Source organism: Ornithobacterium rhinotracheale DSM 15997 (assembly GCF_000265465.1).
GTDB classification, from domain to species: Bacteria; Bacteroidota; Bacteroidia; order Flavobacteriales; family Weeksellaceae; genus Ornithobacterium; species Ornithobacterium rhinotracheale.
In genome coordinates, this window is record NC_018016.1 from 1,675,649 (window position 1) to 1,696,009 (window position 20,361).

General features: G+C 38.4%; 20 protein-coding genes and 1 tRNA gene. 15 read left to right on the forward strand and 6 right to left on the reverse strand.

Going from position 1 to position 20,361, the window contains the following annotated elements; translation table 11 throughout:
- Positions 1-76: 76 nt before the first annotated feature.
- Positions 77-1,735, reverse strand: coding sequence for an alpha-glucan family phosphorylase (gene glgP / locus ORNRH_RS08020; RefSeq protein ID WP_014791350.1), 1,659 nt, complete (start codon positions 1,733-1,735; stop codon positions 77-79).
- A gap of 212 nt (positions 1,736-1,947) precedes the next feature.
- On the opposite strand from glgP, the gene ORNRH_RS08025 reads away from it, so the two are divergent.
- The 11 genes from ORNRH_RS08025 to rfbD all read left to right on the forward strand — a co-directional run bounded on the left by ORNRH_RS08025 (position 1,948) and on the right by rfbD (position 11,792).
- Positions 1,948-2,247 (forward strand): hypothetical protein, encoded by a 300-nt coding sequence (locus ORNRH_RS08025; protein WP_014791351.1) that lies wholly within the window; start codon positions 1,948-1,950, stop codon positions 2,245-2,247.
- Between the two features lie 8 nt (positions 2,248-2,255).
- The gene (locus ORNRH_RS08030; protein ID WP_014791352.1) at positions 2,256-2,540 is read left to right on the forward strand and encodes a cell division protein ZapA; all 285 of its coding nucleotides are present in this window, start codon (positions 2,256-2,258) and stop codon (positions 2,538-2,540) included.
- Between the two features lie 296 nt (positions 2,541-2,836).
- Positions 2,837-4,444 carry a ribonuclease Y gene (rny, locus tag ORNRH_RS08035; protein ID WP_014791353.1) on the forward strand — a complete coding sequence of 536 codons (1,608 nt, stop codon included), beginning with the start codon at positions 2,837-2,839 and terminating at the stop codon, positions 4,442-4,444.
- Between the two features lie 111 nt (positions 4,445-4,555).
- Entirely contained in the window at positions 4,556-5,266 is a 711-nt protein-coding gene (locus tag ORNRH_RS08040) for a head GIN domain-containing protein (RefSeq protein WP_014791354.1), read from the forward strand.
- Positions 5,267-5,415: 149 nt separating this feature from the next.
- Positions 5,416-6,933, forward strand: coding sequence for a GH3 auxin-responsive promoter family protein (locus ORNRH_RS08045; RefSeq protein WP_014791355.1), 1,518 nt, complete (start codon positions 5,416-5,418; stop codon positions 6,931-6,933).
- A gap of 66 nt (positions 6,934-6,999) precedes the next feature.
- A complete protein-coding gene (locus ORNRH_RS08050; protein WP_014791356.1) occupies positions 7,000-7,323 on the forward strand; it encodes a hypothetical protein in 324 nt (107 codons plus the stop codon).
- Positions 7,320-9,143, forward strand: coding sequence for a DNA mismatch repair endonuclease MutL (gene mutL / locus ORNRH_RS08055; RefSeq protein WP_014791357.1), 1,824 nt, complete (start codon positions 7,320-7,322; stop codon positions 9,141-9,143). The genes ORNRH_RS08050 and mutL overlap by 4 nt, the downstream gene beginning before the upstream one ends.
- Positions 9,144-9,857 carry a rhomboid family intramembrane serine protease gene (locus ORNRH_RS08060; RefSeq protein WP_014791358.1) on the forward strand — a complete coding sequence of 238 codons (714 nt, stop codon included), beginning with the start codon at positions 9,144-9,146 and terminating at the stop codon, positions 9,855-9,857.
- Positions 9,848-10,705 carry a rhomboid family intramembrane serine protease gene (locus tag ORNRH_RS08065; RefSeq protein WP_014791359.1) on the forward strand — a complete coding sequence of 286 codons (858 nt, stop codon included), beginning with the start codon at positions 9,848-9,850 and terminating at the stop codon, positions 10,703-10,705. The genes ORNRH_RS08060 and ORNRH_RS08065 overlap by 10 nt, the downstream gene beginning before the upstream one ends.
- A 53-nt stretch (positions 10,706-10,758) precedes the next feature.
- Positions 10,759-10,832: transfer RNA gene (locus ORNRH_RS08070), tRNA-Cys, on the forward strand.
- A 102-nt stretch (positions 10,833-10,934) separates the two neighbouring features.
- The gene (gene rfbD / locus ORNRH_RS08075; RefSeq protein ID WP_014791360.1) at positions 10,935-11,792 is read left to right on the forward strand and encodes a dTDP-4-dehydrorhamnose reductase; all 858 of its coding nucleotides are present in this window, start codon (positions 10,935-10,937) and stop codon (positions 11,790-11,792) included.
- Positions 11,793-11,866: 74 nt separating this feature from the next.
- On the opposite strand, the gene ORNRH_RS08080 is transcribed toward rfbD, so the two are convergent.
- Together ORNRH_RS08080 and greA are read right to left on the reverse strand one after the other, a co-directional pair.
- On the reverse strand, positions 11,867-12,256 hold the full coding sequence (locus ORNRH_RS08080; RefSeq protein WP_014791361.1) for an HIT family protein: 390 nt from the start codon (positions 12,254-12,256) through the stop codon (positions 11,867-11,869).
- Position 12,257: 1 nt separating this feature from the next.
- A complete protein-coding gene (greA, locus tag ORNRH_RS08085; RefSeq protein WP_014791362.1) occupies positions 12,258-12,743 on the reverse strand; it encodes a transcription elongation factor GreA in 486 nt (161 codons plus the stop codon).
- Positions 12,744-12,840: 97 nt separating this feature from the next.
- On the opposite strand from greA, the gene ORNRH_RS08090 reads away from it, so the two are divergent.
- Positions 12,841-13,302: a Rieske (2Fe-2S) protein gene (locus ORNRH_RS08090; protein ID WP_014791363.1), complete on the forward strand. Its 462-nt coding sequence runs from the start codon at positions 12,841-12,843 to the stop codon at positions 13,300-13,302.
- 4 nt (positions 13,303-13,306) lie between these two features.
- The gene (gene radA, locus ORNRH_RS08095) at positions 13,307-14,662 is read left to right on the forward strand and encodes a DNA repair protein RadA (protein ID WP_014791364.1); all 1,356 of its coding nucleotides are present in this window, start codon (positions 13,307-13,309) and stop codon (positions 14,660-14,662) included.
- Positions 14,663-14,723: 61 nt separating this feature from the next.
- On the opposite strand, the gene ORNRH_RS08100 is transcribed toward radA, so the two are convergent.
- The 3 genes from ORNRH_RS08100 to ORNRH_RS08110 all read right to left on the reverse strand — a co-directional run bounded on the left by ORNRH_RS08100 (position 14,724) and on the right by ORNRH_RS08110 (position 17,544).
- Entirely contained in the window at positions 14,724-15,317 is a 594-nt protein-coding gene (locus tag ORNRH_RS08100; RefSeq protein WP_014791365.1) for a LutC/YkgG family protein, read from the reverse strand.
- An 89-nt stretch (positions 15,318-15,406) separates the two neighbouring features.
- Complete coding sequence (locus ORNRH_RS08105; protein ID WP_014791366.1) at positions 15,407-16,792, reverse strand: lactate utilization protein B; 1,386 nt, start codon at positions 16,790-16,792, stop codon at positions 15,407-15,409.
- Between the two features lie 14 nt (positions 16,793-16,806).
- On the reverse strand, positions 16,807-17,544 hold the full coding sequence (locus ORNRH_RS08110; RefSeq protein ID WP_014791367.1) for a (Fe-S)-binding protein: 738 nt from the start codon (positions 17,542-17,544) through the stop codon (positions 16,807-16,809).
- Positions 17,545-17,722: 178 nt separating this feature from the next.
- Here ORNRH_RS08110 and ORNRH_RS08115 point away from each other — a divergent pair, with 178 nt between their 5' ends.
- Together ORNRH_RS08115 and argH are read left to right on the forward strand one after the other, a co-directional pair.
- On the forward strand, positions 17,723-18,430 hold the full coding sequence (locus tag ORNRH_RS08115; protein WP_036601865.1) for an SDR family oxidoreductase: 708 nt from the start codon (positions 17,723-17,725) through the stop codon (positions 18,428-18,430).
- A 468-nt stretch (positions 18,431-18,898) separates the two neighbouring features.
- Positions 18,899-20,182 (forward strand): argininosuccinate lyase, encoded by a 1,284-nt coding sequence (gene argH / locus ORNRH_RS08120; protein WP_014791370.1) that lies wholly within the window; start codon positions 18,899-18,901, stop codon positions 20,180-20,182.
- The last annotated feature ends 179 nt before the right edge of the window (positions 20,183-20,361 follow it).

Here is a 20,361-nt window from a genome sequence, read left to right on the forward strand (position 1 = left end):
GATTTTTCGTGTAATAAAAAAAGCAACTTTTTCACTTGTGAAAAAGTTGCTTTCAAAAATGTTTTATTCCAATTAATTACAAATCGTAAATATTAGTATAATATTCCTCAACCATACGAGCAGAGTCAAAGAAAGGAGTCACGGTATTCATGCTTGTAAGCACTTTTTTGTACCATGCTTCTGGATTGTCGTAGTATAGAGGCAATGCTTCGTTTTGTAAAATTTTGTACAAGTTTTCTCTATCGATTTTATCTTGTTCAAAGTGTGGCAATGTCCAATCAATGATTGGTAGAGTGTACAATGCATCTGGGTTCATCTCGTTGAACTCACGAATCCATCCATCGTTGGTAGATAAGTTGATGGCTCCGTTCATAGCAGCTGTCATACCACTAGTTCCAGAGGCTTCACGAGTTACACGAGGATTGTTTAGCCAAATGTCTGCACCGTCTTTTAATTTTTTAGAAAGACTTAATTCATACCCAGCAAGCACAGCCATGTTTTTGTATCCGTGGCTTAATTCTACAAGCGCATCGTATTGGCGAATTGCGTTATAGTCCATAGGATAAGGTTTTCCTGCAATGATTAGCTGGATTGGATGCTTGGTGCTGCTCATAAGCTCGTTGAATTTCTCGATGTCACGAGTAATCAAGTCCGCTCTTTTGTATTCAGCAAAGCGTCTTGCCCAAACGATGGTTAAAACATTAGGGTCAAACAATTTTGCGTTTTGGTCTGCCACTTCTTCAAACAAATAAGCCTTTAATTCTTTTTTACGCTTAATTAGGGCTTCAAGATTTTCGTCTTGTTTAGCTTTGTCTAGGCGTCTATCTGCCCAGTATTTTTTGTTTTGAGCATTGGTTACATGGGTGATAGGGCATACACCTTCGTAGTTTTCCCACATATGTCTAGCCACTTCGCCGTGAAGTTTAGAAACCCCGTTTGCAATTCTTGCCAAACGAAGTGCCACAAGCGAGTGATTAAATTCATCACCTTCTACTCCTGTAAGCTCACGCACGCGATCTAGTGGCAATCCGTTAAAGAAGCCCATTTCATTTAATTCGTGAATATTGTGTTTCTCGTTCCCCGCTTCTTCAGGTGTGTGAGTGGTGAAAACTAATTTTTCTTTCAATTTTTCTTTTCCAAATCTAGGTAGCCAATTAAATACGGCAGAAAGTGCATGAGCTTCGTTAAAGTGGTAAACCTCTGGATCGTAGTTCAGCTCTTCCAATAATTTAGCACCACCTAGCCCTAGCACCATACATTGTGCAATCTTAGCTTTAGGGTCAGAGTCATATAGCTTAAAGGTAGTAGATTTAGCTAAATAGTCATTTTCTGGCAAATCCGTACTTAAAAGGAAAAGAGGTGCGGTGCCAAAGATTTCTGGATCCAAGTAAAAAGCCTTTACCCATACATCGTGTCCAGAGATTTTGATAGTAAATTTAATGTTGGTATCTCTCAAGAAATGATAGATTTTCTCTTGGAAAAGAACCCCCATTCTACGATCCTCTTTTTTGTACTGGTCGTAGTATCCATATTTCCATAAAATACCGATACCTATCAAATTTTGTTTAGTGTCATAAGCACTTCTCATGTGAGATCCCGCCAAGAAACCTAGACCTCCAGAATATATTTTTAATGCTTGATCTATCCCGTATTCCATACAGAAATAAACAGCAGATTTTTTGAATTTAGGGTCAAATTCATACGGCGCACGAAACGCTTGCGGTAATTGATTCATAATATTTTAAAATTAAAATTTTTGCAAAAATAAGTCTTTAAGACAAATTTTTAAGTAAAATAAAGGTTATTTTTGTCATCTTTTTCAATTGAGAAAGAAGCCGTGCCAAAGATGCAGATTAAATTTATATAAAAATACCTCTCTCTACACTTGCGCTCTGTTAAAAAAAACTTTACATTTGTACATTGTTAGAATTAATGCTCTAAAGATTGATGCAAAAGTATAACGAAAGTTTTTTGGCTTTAGAAGAAGCAATCGCAGTTTTGTTGCGCAAATACAAGGAATTACAAGCGGAAAAAGACGAGTTGCTTCATCAAAATGAGCAATTGAAGCAAAAACTGAATGACGCGTGGGCAGAAAATCAAGAGTTGATATATATAAATAAAAATTTAAAAATGGCAAGTGCTTTGGGCGGAAATCCAGAGCATAAGAAATTGATGAAATTAAAAATAAATCAACTGATTAAGGAATTAGATTTATGCATGGCAGAAATAAATAAAAACTCTTTGTAAAGACACACATGAACCGAGTGAAAATCAATATAAATGTTGCAGATAGAAGCTACCCCATGGTGGCTAGCCCTGAAGAAGAGGAAATTTTGAGAGCCACTGGAAAGAAAATTAATGAGTTGATAAAATATTTTGAAGAAAAATACAGTGTAAAAGACAAGCAAGATGCCCTAGCAATGTGTGCATTGCAGTATGTGGCAAAGGCGATGGCACAAGATGAGAAGGAAAAGGAACGCGAGGATTTGCAGAGCCAAGCCATCGATCAGCTTACACAGAAAATCAATCAAAATATATAATTTTTATATTTTTTCAATTAAATAAAACGAGAAGTTCTACCCATCTTTTTGCTGGTGGGATAATAATTTTCCACATTAGTTCTAACATTATTTGGTAAACTCAACGAGAATTATGTAACCGAGCCAATGCCAGTCCTAAGACAAGCCTTCGCCTACCCAGGCACCTAAAGAAAAGGAAGTCTGAATGCTGGAATAACTCAAATCCTGTTTTTAGGAGTTTTACACAAATCACCTGGACTAATGTGGATTTTTTTATGGAAAATATAGAAGAAATTAAATAAACTCAAATATTAAAAATGGAATACATAATAATAGGAATCATAGGATTGTTGGTAGGAGGATTGATTGCCTACATACTGACAAAGAAGCAGTTAGATAACCGAAGCGAAATTCTCTATAACGAGGCAAAACAAAAAGCAGATTTATTAGAAAAAGAAGCCAATCGCATAAAACTCGAAGCCGAAAGCAAGCTTAAAGAAGCCAATACCGAAGGCGAGAGTATTAAAAAAGAGAAAATATTACAAGCTAAAGAGAAATTTTTAGAACTAAAAGCACAACACGAAGAGGCAGTAAATCAGCGAGAAAAGAAAATCTCTGACAGAGAAAAAGTAATCAAAGAAAAAGAACATAAATTAAACGAAGGGCTAGCAGAGCTTAAGAAAAATAGAAAATCCCTGACTTCTGAAATCGAAGTTTTTGAAGAAAGAAGAATTGCATTGCACCGCAAAATCGATGAGGTAAATGCCAATCATAAACGCCAAGTAGAGCTATTAGAAAAAATCTCGGGTTATTCCGCAGATGAGGCGCGCGAAGAATTAGTTCAATCATTAAAAGATGAAGCTAAAACCAAAGCGCAAGCACACATCCAAGAGATTATGGACGAGGCAAATATGAACGCTCGGGAAGAAGCGCGCAAGATTGTAATTCAGTCGATTCAGCGAATCGGGACAGAGCAAGCGGTGGAAAATGCCGTATCTGTATTTAATCTTGAAAACGATGATATCAAAGGTAGAATCATTGGGCGCGAGGGAAGAAACATTCGTGCCATCGAGGCAGCCACTGGGGTAGAAATCATTGTAGATGATACGCCAGAGGCTATTGTGCTTTCATGTTTTGACCCTATTCGTAGAGAGATTGCTCGCTTGTCGATGCACAAACTCGTAACCGATGGTAGAATTCACCCAGGTAGAATCGAGGAAGTTGTGGCTAAAACGACAAAGCAAATCGAGGAGGAAATCGTGAATGTAGGAAAGAAAACCGTAATAGATTTAGGAATTCATGGTTTAAATCCAGAGTTGATTCGTATCGTTGGGCGTATGAAATACCGTTCTTCTTACGGGCAAAACCTTTTGCAGCACTCTCGTGAGGTGGCGCACATTGCAGGTACTTTAGCGGCAGAATTGGGGTTGAATGCCAAATTGGCTAAGCGTGCAGGGTTGTTGCACGACATCGGGAAAGTGCCAGAGCAAGAATCTGAATTGCCACACGCTATTTTGGGTATGCAATGGGCAGAGAAATTTGGAGAAAATCCAGAAGTGGTGAATGCCATTGGAGCGCACCACGACGAGATTGAAATGACTTCGTTATTGTCTCCTATTGTGCAAGTTGCAGATGCGATTAGTGGAGCAAGACCAGGCGCAAGACGCCAAGTCGTGGAGTCATACATTCAGCGATTAAAAGATTTAGAAAATACCGCTTTAGGATTTGAGGGCGTGCAAAAAGCTTATGCAATTCAGGCGGGTAGAGAGCTCCGTGTAATGGTGGATTGCGAAAAAGTGGACGATGCTAGAGCCAACGAATTATCTTTCTTGATTAGTGATAAAATTCAAAATGAAATGACTTATCCAGGGCAAGTGAAAGTTACCGTAATTCGTGAGACACGCGCCATCAATATTGCAAAATAAAATATAGCAAAATCCTATTTTTAGGGATTGATTTTAATGTTAAATCGTAAAGAAAAATTAAATTCTTTACGGTTTTTTTATATATTTGGTTAAGTCTTAAATAATAATATTATGAAAAAAGGATTTTGGTTTATATTTTTCGTTTCATTTTTCATGGTTTCTTGTGGTATAGAGGCTATTTATGGAATCAAGGGGAATGGTAATGTGGTTGAGAGAAATTATGACTTGTCTAGGTTTCAAAAATTAGACATGTTAGGGAGTATGGATGTAGTTTATTACAAAAGCAATTCGTATAGAGCTACGGTGGTTGTAGATGAAAATATTCAGCCCTATGTTTTGGTAGAAGAGGGAAATAACACTTTAAGATTAAAAATGAAACCAGGTTCTTTTTCTTATAAAAAACTTTTGATCAAAGTCTATGCGCCAGATTTATCGTCGGTAGACTTAATCGGGTCGGGTGATTTTAAAGCCAATGATAAAATCACGGCAAATAAATTTTGGGGTGCTGTTTCTGGTTCAGGAAATTTCAGAGGCACGCTTGATTGCGAAAAGGTAGAAATGGCAATTTCGGGCTCTGGCGATGTGAAAGTAGGGGGCAAAACGCAAGATTTAAATGTTAGAATTTCAGGTTCAGGCAACTTTAATGGAAAAAGCTTGCAGAGTGAAAATGCAAATATCAAGGTTTCGGGCTCTGGAGATGTCACTGTATTTGCCACAGAGTCATTGGACGCAGTGGTGAGTGGCTCTGGCGATGTTCGCTATTTGGGTAATCCTCGTTTAAATACAAAAACTTCGGGCTCAGGAAGTATTCATAAATTGTAAAAAATACATTTTTTAGCCATAGATAAATATCAAAAATCGCAAAGTATTCTTTGCGGTTTTTTCGTTTCTTAACGAAATGAGAAAGCATAAAAAGTATTTATAAATCCCGAAAAAAATCCCTATTTTTGTGCGTTTTGTAAGGGAAAACTATGGTAACAATCGTAAATAAAATCGCATCTTTTGTCGTTAATTCTTATGTCAATAAGGTAGAAGAAATTCGCACGCAGCCCATTGAGGCGCAGCAGCGTGTGTTCAAGTATTTGATAGAGAGAGGGAAGAGAACGCAGTATGGACAAAAGTTTGATTTTAAAAATATAAAAACCTACGAGGATTTTAAAGAGAAAGTGCCCGTGGTGATTTATGAAGAATTGGAACCAGAAATTGAACGCGCACGCCGAGGCGCAGCCGATGTGCTCTGGCCAGGGAAGGTGCAATGGTTTGCCAAATCTTCGGGAACGACCAATGCCAAAAGTAAGTTTATCCCAATTACCAAAGAATCTTTGGAGCAAAATCATTTTACTTCGGGCAAAATGCTTTTTGCCAATTATTTAGAAAATCATCCCAATACTGCGATGTTTACCAAGAAGAATTTGCGCATTGGGGGAAGTGCCGATTTATACCAAGAATATGGCACCAAGTATGGTGACTTGTCTGCAATTATGATTGATAATTTGCCATTTTGGGCAGATTATATGAATACACCAAATAAAGAAATTTCGCTACTCAGCGATTGGAATGTAAAGCTAGATGCCATTGCGCAAGCAGCAATCAAGGACAGTGTGGGCTCGCTCACGGGCGTTCCGTCGTGGATGCTGGTGTTGCTCAACCATTGTTTAAGCCTTACGGGCAAGGATCATTTACACGAGATTTGGCCAGATTTGGAAGTGTTTTTTCATGGAGGAATCAGTTTTAAGCCTTATTTAAAAAACTACGAAGAAATTTGTGGCAAAGAGATGAGGTATTACGAAATTTATAACGCGTCTGAAGGCTATTTTTCTATGCAAGATTTGCCCGATAGCAAGGACATGCTTTTAATGCTAAACACAGGGATTTTCTTTGAATTTATCCCGATGGAAGAGGAGGCTTTAAAGGCGAGAAAAGCAGTGCCATTGCAAGAAGTAGAGCTAAATAAAAACTATGCAATTGTGATTTCTACCATCGGCGGGTTGTGGCGTTATATGATTGGCGATACTGTGAAGTTTAAATCAATTAATCCGTATAGGATCGTTGTTTCTGGTCGCACCAAACACTATATCAATGCCTTTGGCGAAGAAATTATTATAGAAAATGCAGAGGAAGCGTTGGATTTTGCGTCCAACGAAACGGGAGCTAAAATTAAAGAATACACGGGCGCACCGATTTTTATGCACGACAAAGAAAAAGGAGCGCATGAATGGGTGATTGAATTTGAACGAGAACCAAACGATTTTGAGCAGTTTAAAATTCTTTTTGACCAAAAGCTGAAAGAAATAAATTCGGACTATGAGGCAAAACGCTACAACAACATGACTTTGAATTTCCCGAGCATTCACATGGGGCGAAAAGATTTATTTTACGACTGGATGGAAAGCCGAGGCAAATTGGGCGGACAAAATAAAGTGCCACGCCTTTGCAACGACCGAGAGTATATAGACCCGCTATTACGCCTAAACCAAACAGAATCTTGATTTTAATAAAACCTTAGCGCGTAATATGCTTTAATTTTATAATTTACACTTTATATTTGCTTTACCATGTTAGGAAAAATATTCAATAAACGAGAATCTAGAAAATTTAAATACATTCCTAGATTTTACGATACCAAAACCCAAGATTTAATCAATCGCAGAATAGGAGATACCCGCTTTGCACAAGGCTATGTGGGCAAGAAAAAATCCCGCGAAGCCGATGCAATAGATGAATCCCGCATTGATTTTAAATCGTTTAGAAACAAAGAGAAACAAAGCGCATATGCTGTGAGAATCAATACATTTATCATTTTTGCGATTCTTATGCTATTTGTGTTTATCATGTGGCTTATCACAAGTCCAAGTTTTTCTAATTTCTTTGCAGAATGAGCGATATCATTCAATTATTGCCCCCACAGGTAGCCAACCAAATTGCTGCGGGAGAAGTAGTGCAGCGTCCGGCCTCTGTGGTAAAAGAATTGCTTGAAAATGCAGTAGATGCAGGTGCTACCCAAATACAATTGATCGTGAAAGATGCAGGGCGCACGCTCGTGCAGGTGATCGATAATGGCAAAGGCATGTCGGTAACCGATGCGCGTATGGCGTTTGAGCGTCATGCAACTTCCAAAATTCACACCAGTGATGATATTTTTAAAATCATGACTAAAGGTTTTCGTGGCGAAGCCTTGGCATCCATCGCAGCGGTGGCGCAAGTGGAGCTAAAAACCAAACAAGACGAAGATACGGTGGGAACTTGCGTGCAGATTAGCGGTGGCGATTTTGAAAGCCAAGAGCCTGCAGTTACGCAAAAAGGGAGCATTATTTCTGTGAAAAATTTATTTTACAATGTCCCTGCGCGTCGTAATTTCTTGAAATCAAATGCCGTAGAATTTCGCCATATTTTAGATGAATTTCATCGCGTGGCACTTTCGCACGAAAATATAGATTTTACCTTAATTCACAACGACGAAGAAATTTTTAGGCTCACAAAAGCAAATTTAGCACAACGCGTTTTGCACATTTTTGGTCGCAAAATCGAAGGTCAGCTAGTGCCTATTTCCGAAGAAACCGATATTGTAAAGATTACTGGCTATGTGGGAAAACCCAATATTGCCAAAAAATCACGAGGCGAACAATTTTTCTTTGTGAATCATCGATTCATTAAGAGTAATTATTTGCATAAAAGTATACAAAACGCTTTCGAGGATTTAATACCCAAAGGCAATCATCCCAGTTATTTTATTTTTTTAGAGCTTCCGCCCGAAAAAATCGACATTAATATTCACCCAACCAAAACTGAAATTAAGTTTGAAGATGAATATAGCATTTTTGCTCAATTAAGAGCTGCAACAAAGCATGCTCTCGGGCAATATCAAGTAACTCCACCTTTGGATTTTGATTCTACGGTACAAATAGATGTCCCGATTTTGGATAAAAGGAAAGATATTTCTTATCCAGAAATTTCGGTGGATAAAACTTACAATCCCTTTGAAGTGGACACGCCACCCGTGGCACCAAGTTCTGGCGTGCCTAAGAACGGAGGTTTTAGCTATTCGCCGTCCCCTAGACCAAAATCTGCGGGAGGCAGCTATGATTATTATGATTTATTGTCGGGGGAGGAAGAGCTGCAAACGACTTTTGTGCCACAAGAGGAAATTCAAGAAACAAGCCAAGTCTTGCAGTGGAATAATGCGTATATCGTAGCCACATACAAGGGCGATTTGCTTTTGATCGATCAGCACCGTGCGCATCAGACTATTTTGTTTTATAATTTCAAAAATTTAGCCCAGAAAAACACTTTAAGCCAGCAATTGCTTTTCCCGATTGAATATCCACTTAATGAGAAAGAAAAAAGTTTGCTCAACGAGTCGCTTTCAGATTGGTTAAGCTTTGGATTTGATATGGAAGTGCAGGGCGATGTTTGTTTGGTCAATGCCATTCCGTCTGAAATTTCTCAAGAAAATATGATTGAAATTTTACAACATTTTTTTGAGGAAGAATCCGTAGATGATTTGGGGGAGCTCAAAGAACATTTATGCCGAATCATGGCTAAAAGTGCTGCAGTGAAAAAGGGAACTACGCTCAACGAGGCAGAAATTAATCATTTGGTACAAGAATTGTTTAAGCTAGAGCAATTTAATTATAGCCCTTTTGGGAAAAAAATATATTATTCACTTTCTTTACAAGAGATTCAAAAAAAATTAGACTAAATGTTTCAAAGAATAGCACCGATTACCAAGAATTTAATCATCATCAATTTGCTGTTTTATTTGGCAACCTTTGTGTTTTCTAGCACCAATGGAATAGATTTGAGAGAATATCTTGGGGCATTTTATCCGTTGTCGGATAACTTTAGAAGTTTTCAAATCCTGTCGCATATGTTCATGCACGGAGATTTGACACACTTGTTTTTCAATATGTTGGCATTGTTTATGTTCGGTTCTACTGTGGAAATGGTGCTTGGACCTAAAAGATATGTTATCCTCTATTTTGCTTCGGCTTTGGGGGCTTATGTTTTGTTTAATGCAACTAATTATCTTGAGGCACAACAACTTATTGCCGCAGCAGATTTGTCGCCACAACAAGTGGCATTGCTCTCAACGCTCAAGCCTATGATGGGAATCCCGGGGCTAGAGACGCTAAGTGCAATTTATTCAACGCCTATGGTAGGAGCCTCGGGCGCAATTTTTGGTGTTTTGATTGCGTTTGGAATGCTATTCCCAAATGCTGTTTTAATGCTTATTTTTCCGCCAATTCCTATCAAAGCTAAATACATTATTCCGCTTTATGTATTGCTAGAGCTTGTTCTGGCGATTCAGAGCAATCCAGGCGACAACATTGCACATTATGCACACATTGGTGGCGCAATTATCGGATTTATACTCATTAGAAACTGGAAAAAGACCTTACCAAGATGGAATTAATCAATAAATTAAAAAATCAATTTATAAACGGAAATATTGCCATTAAATTAATCTATATCAATGTAGCAATCTTTTTGCTAGGTTGGATTATCCGTATTTTTACCCCGATACATTATTTGAATCTGTATTTTGGGCTAAGCCCTTATAGCAGTGATTTCTGGGCAAAACCATGGAGCTTATTCACTTATATGTTTTTGCATTATGATGTATTGCATTTATTATTCAATATGCTTATGCTGTATTTTGTATCGGAATTCTATTTTAGATATTTTGGGGAGAAATCATTTAAAATCTTCTATTTTGTGGGAGGAATTGTTGCAGGATTATTTTTTATGATTTTAAACACATTCAGTGTGCAGTCATCAAATCTCATAGGTGCAAGTGCTGCAATTTATTCTGTATTTTTTGCGATGGTGGCATATCAGCCTAATATGGAATTGAGGCTCCCATTTGTGCAATCGCCAGTGAAGTTGCTGTACATAGCAATTGGTTTGATTGTACTTGGATTTTTATTAAATACCGATAATTTAGGCGGAAATGTTTCCCACATTGGAGGTGCTTTGTTTGGGTATTTGTATATGAAGCAATTTGAAAAAGGAAAAGATATTTTTGGCAAATTGGCAGAAAAATTAAACGGATTATTCAGCAAAAAGAGTCATTTAAAAATGAAGAAAAACTCTAAAGCTGAGAGCCAAACTCCTCCGAGAGATGACTACGAATATCAAGATTGGAAAGCCGAACAAGAGAAAAATATCGATGAAATTTTGGATAAAATTTCCCGTTCAGGTTACAATAGTTTGACTAAAGAGGAGAAAGATTTTCTTTTTAAACGAGGAAAAAAACAATAAAATTGTGCTAAATCAAAATATTTGATTATATTTGCACTCCCAACCCAAAAAATGGTTTCGTGGCCGAGTGGCTAGGCAGAGGTCTGCAAAACCTTGTACAGCGGTTCGAATCCGCTCGAAACCTCCAAAAATCTCTAAGACGAAAGTTTTAGAGATTTTTTTATGCCTAAAAAATCGATTTTTAGACATTTTTCAGTTTTCTTTCCATAATTAAAAGTAAATTTGTTTAATGAAACAAGTTTTAGTTACAGGAGGAAACGGACAATTAGGAAGTTGTATTCAAAAAATAGCATCTAACTATCCAGATTTTAAATTTACTTTTACTGATGTTGCTACTTTAGACATCACTAGCCCAGAGGCGGTGAAAGACTTTTTTGCGCAAAATACATTTGATTTTGTGATCAATTGTGCCGCTTATACCGCGGTAGATTTGGCTGAGACAGAGCAAGAAATCGCACGAAAAGTAAATGCCGATGCCGTGGGCTATTTAGCCGAAGCGGCTCGTTTACAAGATGCGTGGTTCATTCATATTTCTACGGACTATGTTTTTGATGGAGGTTTTTCTACGCCTATATTGCCAGAGGAAAAAACAAATCCGCTCAATATTTATGGTAAAACCAAATTAGCGGGAGAGGAGCTAGCTTTTGCCAATAATCCCAAAACAATTGTGATTCGCACAGCTTGGGTGTATAGCGAGTTTGGCAAAAACTTCGTGAAAACAATGTTGAGATTATTCCGCGAAAAAGATGAGCTTTCTGTGGTGAATGATCAAATCGGGGCACCTACTAATGCGAATGATTTAGCTTTAGCGATTCTATCAATTTTAGAAAAAAATCGTTTAAAATCGGGAATTTATCATTTTACCAATGAGGGAGAGATTTCTTGGTTCGATTTTGCTTCTGCAATTAGGGAGCTTTCGCAAAGTTCTATCACGATTCATCCCGTAGATTCTACGGCGTTTCCTACTGTGGCTCTGCGCCCGAAATATTCTGTACTGGATTTGTCTAGTTTTAAAGAAACCTTTGAGCAAAAAATCCCAGATTGGAAAGTTAGCTTAGAGAAACTGCTGCAAGAAAATGATTTATAAATAAAAAAAGGGCTAAAAACTTAATTTTAGCCCTTTTTACTTCTAAAAACATTTTATCATGAAAACTAAATCGTTTAAATATTGCTAGCAATATTTGCTCTGATTTCTTCCATTTCTTCTTTGGAAATATCAATCTTATTGGCAAAATTCATGTCGCCCATGTCATTCATTGGCACGAGGTGTACATGTGCGTGTGGCACTTCTAGCCCCATGACGGAAACGCCCACACGATTGCAATCAATGCTTTTCTCGATAGCATGAGCCACTTTGTAAGCAAAAGCCATTAAGCCATTGAATTGCTCTGGAGATAAATCCCAAATTCGGTCGGTTTCTTGTTTTGGAACCACAAGCGTGTGACCTTTAGCAATAGGAAATGCATCTAAAAACGCGATATAATCATCGTTTTCAGCGATTTTATAAGCAGGAATTTCTCCGTTGATGATTTTAGTGAAAATACTTGCCATTTTATTCTTCTCCTAAACTTAATTCAGTGATTTCAAAATTTAAAACATTACCATTCGGTAACTTGATTTCAGCTTTTTCGCCTAATTCTTTACCCAATAAACCTTTAGCAATAGGAGTGCTTACAGCAATTTTTCCCGCTTTTAAGTCAGCCTCAGTTTCTGGCACAAGGGTATATTTCATCTCTTGTCCGTTTGCCAAGTTTTTGATTTTCACGGTAGAGAGGATAGAAACCTTGGTAGAATCTAATTGAGATTTATCTATCACACGAGCATTGGCTACTTGGTCTTGCAGTTTAGAGATTTTAGCCTCAAGAAGCCCTTGCGCTTCTTTAGCAGCATCATACTCCGCGTTCTCAGACAAATCCCCTTTATCTCTTGCCTCAGCAATTTGTTGAGAGATTCTCGGGCGTTCTACACTTTCCAAATATTTTAGCTCTTCGCGCAATTTATCCAAACCTTCTTTGGTTACATATTGTAAATTTGCCATATCTTTGATTTAAGTTATATAAAATAAAAAACATAATTCCACACTGTGGTAGTGCGGAACTATGTTGTAAAAAGCAAATATAGTAAATGTTTACGATATGTACAAGTTTAAATTTCTGAATAAAAACTATTTAAAACTGATAATTGTTTCTTTTTTAATGATTTGTATGTCGGCATGTAACAATGATCAAGGGCGTTCTAGTTGTATGCCTCGCTCGTATGTAAATGCTCGCTACTCGCTCAATACGCCACAATTGATTCCGTTGCAAAGCCCGATGGGCTATGTGGTTTTAAATCCAGATGGAACCAATGGAGGAAGAGGTTTAATTATCGTAAATACGGGTGCAAGATTTTTGGCTTATGACCGAAACGCACCACATATTTGCCCCACGGCTAAATCTACGCTAGAAGTGGTACATGGGCTAAAGGTAGTGTGCCCCGAGGACGGAGCCGAATGGATACTCAATACAGGCATGCCGGTAAATTCTGCGACAAATGGCGTACCTTTGTACCAATACACTGTGCAGCGAGAGGGGAATTTTATTTTAATCTTTAATTAAATTTATGGCTAAAGCTAAAACCGTTTTTTATTGTCAGAATTGTGGGACACGCCATGCGCAGTGGCTTGGGAAGTGCAATGCCTGTGGCGAGTGGAATACCATTGTAGAAGAAGTGGTGGAGAAAAATGCACCCGCTACACCATGGAAAGATGATAGCATAAAAACACCTGTATTGTTTAATATTCATGATATTCCAAAGACCAACGAAGCCAGAATTACTACCAAAAATGGTGAGCTCGATAGAGTTTTGGGCGGAGGATTGGTTTTAGGTTCTGTTGTGCTTTTGGGCGGAGAGCCAGGCATTGGGAAATCTACGCTTTTGTTGCAAGTGGCTTTAAGCCTAAATCATTTAAAGGTTTTGTATGTTTCTGGAGAGGAAAGTGCCACGCAAATTAAACTCCGTGCCGAGCGCATAGGGATTGGGACAGATTCTTGTTTTGTTTTGACAGAAACACAGACGCAAAAAATCTTTAAACAAGCCAAAGAAATTCAGCCCAATGTTTTAATTATAGATTCAATTCAGACATTGCAGACGCAATTGGTGGAATCTTCGCCAGGGAGTGTTTCGCAAATCAGAGAATGCACGGCAGAGCTCATTCGTTTTGCCAAACAAACCAATACGCCCGTGATTTTGGTGGGGCATATTACCAAAGAAGGAAATATTGCGGGACCTAAAATACTGGAACATATGGTGGATGTGGTGTTGCAATTTGAGGGCGAAAGAAATCATATTTACAGATTATTGCGTGCGCAGAAAAACCGATTTGGCTCTACGGCAGAATTAGGAATCTATGAAATGCAAGGTGTGGGATTGCGAGAGGTGAGCAACCCGAGCGAAGTTTTGATTTCGGCAAAAGACCAACCGCTCAGTGGAAATGCCGTGGCATCTACCATGGAGGGGATCCGACCGATGTTAATTGAGATTCAAGCCTTGGTGAGCACGGCGGTATATGGAACGCCACAACGCTCCACCACGGGCTATGATATTAAAAGACTTAATATGCTTTTGGCGGTGCTAGAAAAAAGAGCAGGCTTTCAATTGGGGGTCAAAGATGTATTTTTGAACATCACGGGCGGAATCCGTGTAGATGATCCTGCGATAGATTTAGCAGTGGTTTGTGCGATTTTATCGTCTTATGAAAACGAAACTTTGCCAGATAATTGTTGTTTTGCCGCAGAGGTAGGGCTGAGTGGGGAAATTAGACCCGTTAGTCGTGTGGAGCAGCGTATTTCCGAAGCCGAAAAATTAGGGTATGATGTGATTTTTATTTCTAAATACAATAAAGTCAATACCTCAAATTTCAACATTAGAGTAGAAATGCTCGGCAATATTGGGGATTTATATAAATTGCTATTTTAAAGCATTTTTTTAAAAGTATAAAAAACGCAAGAATTCATATTTCTTGCGTTTTTTTGTGATTTTAAGCCTCGGGTAAAAAGAAAACGGTGAGGCTTCGTGCTCCTTGTGCTCCGTGTACCAAGGTTGCCTCAATGTCGGCGGTAGCAGAAGGCCCCATCATAAAGTTTCCGTATTTAATGCCCATTAAATCCAGTTTATGGTAGGCAGTGTGCATGTTTTCTGTGAGCTTGTTTGGATCGAGCAAGATGATTAAATGCTGAGATAAAAATCCAATGGCATTCACTTTTAAATCTTTCTCCGTGAGCCAAACCATACCCATTTCTGCCACGCCAAACTCAGCTCGAATAATGCCTAAATCTACATCGGCTAAATCTTGCGGGTGGTCGATACTGCCCACGGGCTTATTGCCCTGCCATTCATCGGTCACCGAGCAAATTACTTTTGCGTCTGGAAATTCTTTTTTCACGATTTCTTGTGCCTCTTCTATCGAATTGACTTCGTGCCATTTTCCCGCAGCGATTTCTAGATTCTTTTTAAAATTTGCAAGCAAGTCTACACCTTCTTTTTCAAAAGTAGGAATTTCAGGATGCGCTACTTTCTCTCTTTTAGGGAGATTTTGTCTTATGTCGTTTAATATTTTTTCTTTGGTTGTCATGGTGGTGATATATGTTTAAATTGAAATATTTAATTAATTCAGAAAATTAATATTTATTAAATAAAAAATAGGTCTATTATAATTTATAATTACTTCTCTTTTCTATTTTTCAAATACCAATCTCTAAAGGTTTCTTTCTTCACTTTAGGCATATCGTGAAATTGTCCATAGCCGTTGGCTTTCAAATAGATCAAAGCGTTTGGCGTAAATTTTTCGCCATAATGTCCCATTTTTTCTGCCATTCTAAATAGAGTAGGGCTGCCCAAAATTTCATCTGCGGCTTCGAACATTTTTCTGCGAATAAAAGGCGTTTGTTTGTGCTCCATCATGATTTCGCGCCATTTCATAATTTGGTCGGAGATATTGATATGCACAGGGCAAACTTCGGTACAAGAGCCACAAAGCGATGAGTGGAAAGGCAATTCAGAATATTTAGCTTCGTCATAGCTCGGGTCGAGGATAATACCTATCGGTCCCGAGTAAGTGGCTCCATAAGATAGCCCACCACTTCGGCGATATACAGGGCAAGTGTTCATGCAAGCACCACAGCGAATGCATTTTAATGCCTCCCAGAAGTCATCGTTTCCTAATCTTTTTGAACGCCCGTTATCTACCAGCACGATGTGCATTTCGGCACCATCTCTCGGGGCTGAAAAATGCGAAGTGTATTGCGTGGCGGGTGTTCCCAAGGCACTGCGAGAGAGCAAACGAATGAATACGCCCATGTCTTCTACGCGAGGAATGATTTTCTCTATCCCAATACTTGCGATGTGCAAATTCGGCAAACTAGCGGTGAGGTCTGCGTTTCCTTCGTTGGTGCAGACCACAAAAGTTCCCGTTTCGGCAATGGCAAAATTGGCACCCGTCATTCCGACATCGGCTTTTAAAAATTTAGGTCGTGCATTTTGGCGCATTGCCTCGGTGAGTTTCACAGCGTCATTGTTATTGGGATCCGTTCCTATGGTTTTGGCAAAAAGTTTAGACACATCTTCCACCGTTTTGTGTACAGCAGGTACCACGATATGGCTTGGTCGCTCGTGCGAAAGTTGCTGAATTCGTTCGCCAAGGTCGGACTCTACGACTTCTATGCCGTGTTGTTCCAGAAAAGGCGTCATACCACATTCTTCCTGCAACATCGATTTACTTTTAATCAATCGCGAACGATTATTTTTTTGAATAATATCTAAAACGATTTGGTTATGCTCTTCGCCATCTTTAGCCCAATGAACAATAATACCTTTTTTCTCGGCATTTTCTGCAAATTGTAGCACATACTGGTCGAGATGAGAAAGCGTGTGCTCTTTGATTTGCGAAGCCAAATCTCGTAATTGTTCCCATTCAGGGATTTCGCTTGCCACTTTGTCGCGTTTCATGCGAGATGCCCAGAGTACACGGTCGTGCATAGGCTCGTGAATATTATCTTGATTGATGAATTCGGCGGAATTCTTTACAATATCTACTTTTTCTTGGCTCATAATTTCTAATTTTTTTAAAAAGGACCTTCGTTTAAAACTTGAGCGATGTGTATAAACTTTAATTCAGATTTTTCTCGACTCGCAATACCACTCTGGTGCATCATGCAAGACATATCGGGAGATACCACATATTCCACATTGTGGCGAGTGTAATCTGCAATTTTGTCGCTCCCCATTTTGGCAGAAACAGTGGGATCTGTCGCACAGAAAGTCCCCCCGAAGCCACAACATTCATCGGGGCGATCGATATGAATAATATTAATGTCTTTTACGCCAGAAAGTAAAGTTTCTGTTTTGTTGAAACGAGGCTCTTGCCATTCAGAGCGAGAGGTCAAATGCAGCCCACGAATGGCACTGCACGAATTGTGAATTGCAATCGTATGCGGGAACGAAACCGAAGAAAAATCTTTAATCCCCAATACATCGTGAATGAATTCCACCAATTCGTAGGTGTTTTGTCTGATTTTCTTTACCTCGGGCGTTTGCTCCACCGAATGCATATGCTCCCGCACATGTTTCACGCAGCTCCCCGCAGGGCACACAATCGTGTCGTAGCCTGCAAAGTTTTTACAGAAATTTTCTTCCGTTTTTTTGGCACTTTCGCCCTCGTTGCCCATGGGTTGTCCACAGCAAGTTTGGTTGAGCGGGTATTCTACTTCTACACCTAGTTTTTCTAAAAGCTCAAGCGTTGCGATGCCCACTTCGGGGTACACCGCATCTATATAGCAAGGTATGAATAATGCGACTTTCATTGTTTGTTTTTATGTAATTTTTAGCAATTTACTAATCAATTAGAAAAGCGGTTTACTTTAGCCCAAGTATTTTGAAAAACCATCAAAATATGGATTTTGTCTAAATAGAAATAGAACGCGACAGATACGGAACAATCTTTGCAGCATTTAATCTTGAAATTATAATATATTTTTAAATATGCAAATGAAAGATAAAGTAGCCTATATCACAGGCGGAACCAAAGGAATCGGATTTGGTGTGGCTAAATTATTAGTAGATAATGGAATGCGTGTAGCAATTTCAGGTAGAAAATTGGAAGATGCGCAAGCTACAGCCAAAAAGTTAAGCTCAGACGAATCTCGTGTTTTGGGTTTAAGCTCAGATGTTTCGTCATTAGAAAATGAAGAAAATGCCGTAAAAGAGGTTTTAGCTAAATTTGGTCAGTTAGATGTTGTGTTGGCAAATGCTGGCGTAGGGCACTTTGCTCCCGTAGATGAGCTAACGCCAGACCAATGGCACCAAATGATTAATACCAATTTGAACGGAGCTTTTCATACCCTAAAAGCGAGTGTAGAAGCACTTAAAAAATCAAAGGGATATTACATCAGTTTGGCAAGTTTGGCAGGAACCAACTTTTTTGCGACCGCTTCTGGGTACAATGCAAGTAAATTTGGTGTTGTAGGGTTTACGCAGGCAGCTATGTTGGATTTAAGAAAATATGATATTAAGGTAAGCACCATCATGCCAGGTTCTGTGGCAACGGAATTTAACCACCATACACTGAGTGAGTCTGATGCTTGGAAAATTCAGCCAGAAGACATCGGGCAAATCGTTTGGGATTTATTGCAAATGAATCCAAGAACGCTTCCAAGTAAAATCGAGGTGCGACCTACAAAACCAGCTTAATGATTTGAAAGCCACGAGATTATTCGTGGCTTTTTTTTATTCTCAAAAAATAAAGATTAACATTACCACCATAAAGGAAAATTGAAAAATATGCTAAAAATCATTATATTTGGAAGGTTGCTAATTAAATATTAATCTAAAATAAAAAAATATGAAAAAATCGAATTGGTTTCAAAATTCTACTTTTAGTCAAGTTGTTATCTTTACGATTGCGTGCATTTTCTGTGTTGCTTTAAGTCTGCTTTCTATGACAAATTTTTTTACAATTAGTCCGTTTGTGGGCGGTAATTTATTTATGTGGTTTTTAATTATGGGGGCAGTTATTTCTACCATTAAATTAATAATCAATTATAATCGAAATAAAAGCACCCAATAGTCTTGGTAAGAATTAACAACCCGTTGAAAAGAAAATTTTAAAAAGCTGCCAAAAGTCATTATATTTGGCAAACTTCTAAAAAATATACATTTATGAAACTTTGGGACAAGGGATTCTCCGTTGACAAACAAATCGAAAACTTTACCGTAGGAAAAGACCGAGAGCTAGATTTAGTATTGGCAAAATACGACATGCTAGCCTCTAAAGCTCAGGCTAATATGCTTGCAAAAGTAGGGCTGTTGAGCGATGAAGAAAACCAAGCCTTGCAAAAAGCTCTCGACGAGTTGTTGAAAGAAGAAGCCGAGGGGAAATTCGTAATCGATGAGAATTTTGAGGATATGCACTCAAAAATCGAAGCCGAATTGATTAAAAAATGTGGTGATGCGGGAAAGAAAATTCACACCGCACGCTCGCGCAACGACCAAGTTTTGGTGGCGATTCAATTATTCCACAAAGAATACTTGAAAGAAATCACCGAAAAAGTGAAAAAATTAATCGAGATTATGCTCGAAAAAGCCGAAGAGCACAAAAATGATTTGTTGCCAGGCTACACACACTTCCAAGCAGCGATGCCAAGCAGTTTTGGAATGTGGTTTTCTGCGTATGCAGAAAATTTATTATCGGATTTAGCTTTTGTGAGAGCGGCACATCATGTGGCAGACCAAAACCCACTGGGTTCTGGTGCTGGATTTGGAACAAGTTTCCCAATCAACCGCGCGCAAACTACCGAAGAAATGGGCTTTAATTACATGGCGGTTTCATCTGTAGGGGCGCAAATGCTTCGCGGAAAAACAGAAAAAGCAGTAGCTTTTGCCCTTGCGATGCTTTGCGGAACTTTGTCAAAACTTTCGTATGATTTGGTAATGTACAACTCGCAAGATATGGGATTTGTGAAATTGCCAAACGAAATGACAACTGGTTCTTCTATCATGCCACACAAAAAGAATCCAGATGTGTTTGAGCTTACGCGTGCACATTGCAATAGAATCCAAGCTTTGCCAACCGATGTGATGCTTACAATCAATAACTTGCCAAGTGGATATCACCGCGATTTCCAAATTTTAAAAGAAATCTTGATGGAACCAATGATGCAGTTCCACAATATCTTGGATATTTTGATTTTTGCACTTCCGCAATTGGAAATCAAAGATGGATTCATGGAACAGGAAAAATACGACAGCATTTACACCGTAGAAAACATCAACCACATGATTCAAACGGGGACACCTTTTAGAGATGCGTACAAAAATGTAGGGCTTTCTGTGGAAGATGGCAGCTACCAGCCACACAAAGAGTTTAAAACTAGCCATGAAGGAAGTATTCATAATTTAAGTCTAGATATCATTAAAAAGAAATTAAACGAATTTATTCTGTAATTCGCATTTAATTAAAAATAAAAAGAGAGCTTGAATAGGCTCTCTTTTTTGTTTGAAAAAACAGGTTTTTAAAATTCTGTTTTATAGCAAATTAAAATTCTTTTTTTGTGAAAGTGTAAAAAAACGATAAAAAATATTTGTAGTTTAGAAAAAAAGATTAACTTTGCAATGTTATCAAA

Excerpts from the sequence above, each read along its gene's own strand:
- rfbD (WP_014791360.1), top strand. The coding sequence starts at position 10,935 with ATGAAACAAGTTTTAGTTACAGGAGGAAACGGACAATTAGGAAGTTGT.
- ORNRH_RS08030 (WP_014791352.1), top strand. The coding sequence starts at position 2,256 with ATGAACCGAGTGAAAATCAATATAAATGTTGCAGATAGAAGCTACCCC.
- mutL (WP_014791357.1), top strand. The coding sequence starts at position 7,320 with ATGAGCGATATCATTCAATTATTGCCCCCACAGGTAGCCAACCAAATT.
- ORNRH_RS08080 (WP_014791361.1), bottom strand. The coding sequence starts at position 12,256 with ATGGCAAGTATTTTCACTAAAATCATCAACGGAGAAATTCCTGCTTAT.
- radA (WP_014791364.1), top strand. The coding sequence starts at position 13,307 with ATGGCTAAAGCTAAAACCGTTTTTTATTGTCAGAATTGTGGGACACGC.
- ORNRH_RS08090 (WP_014791363.1), top strand. The coding sequence starts at position 12,841 with ATGTACAAGTTTAAATTTCTGAATAAAAACTATTTAAAACTGATAATT.
- ORNRH_RS08045 (WP_014791355.1), top strand. The coding sequence starts at position 5,416 with ATGGTAACAATCGTAAATAAAATCGCATCTTTTGTCGTTAATTCTTAT.
- ORNRH_RS08100 (WP_014791365.1), bottom strand. The coding sequence starts at position 15,317 with ATGACAACCAAAGAAAAAATATTAAACGACATAAGACAAAATCTCCCT.
- argH (WP_014791370.1), top strand. The coding sequence starts at position 18,899 with ATGAAACTTTGGGACAAGGGATTCTCCGTTGACAAACAAATCGAAAAC.
- rny (WP_014791353.1), top strand. The coding sequence starts at position 2,837 with ATGGAATACATAATAATAGGAATCATAGGATTGTTGGTAGGAGGATTG.
- ORNRH_RS08115 (WP_036601865.1), top strand. The coding sequence starts at position 17,723 with ATGCAAATGAAAGATAAAGTAGCCTATATCACAGGCGGAACCAAAGGA.
- ORNRH_RS08040 (WP_014791354.1), top strand. The coding sequence starts at position 4,556 with ATGAAAAAAGGATTTTGGTTTATATTTTTCGTTTCATTTTTCATGGTT.
- ORNRH_RS08110 (WP_014791367.1), bottom strand. The coding sequence starts at position 17,544 with ATGAAAGTCGCATTATTCATACCTTGCTATATAGATGCGGTGTACCCC.
- ORNRH_RS08060 (WP_014791358.1), top strand. The coding sequence starts at position 9,144 with ATGTTTCAAAGAATAGCACCGATTACCAAGAATTTAATCATCATCAAT.
- ORNRH_RS08050 (WP_014791356.1), top strand. The coding sequence starts at position 7,000 with ATGTTAGGAAAAATATTCAATAAACGAGAATCTAGAAAATTTAAATAC.
- glgP (WP_014791350.1), bottom strand. The coding sequence starts at position 1,735 with ATGAATCAATTACCGCAAGCGTTTCGTGCGCCGTATGAATTTGACCCT.
- ORNRH_RS08025 (WP_014791351.1), top strand. The coding sequence starts at position 1,948 with ATGCAAAAGTATAACGAAAGTTTTTTGGCTTTAGAAGAAGCAATCGCA.
- ORNRH_RS08065 (WP_014791359.1), top strand. The coding sequence starts at position 9,848 with ATGGAATTAATCAATAAATTAAAAAATCAATTTATAAACGGAAATATT.
- ORNRH_RS08105 (WP_014791366.1), bottom strand. The coding sequence starts at position 16,792 with ATGAGCCAAGAAAAAGTAGATATTGTAAAGAATTCCGCCGAATTCATC.
- greA (WP_014791362.1), bottom strand. The coding sequence starts at position 12,743 with ATGGCAAATTTACAATATGTAACCAAAGAAGGTTTGGATAAATTGCGC.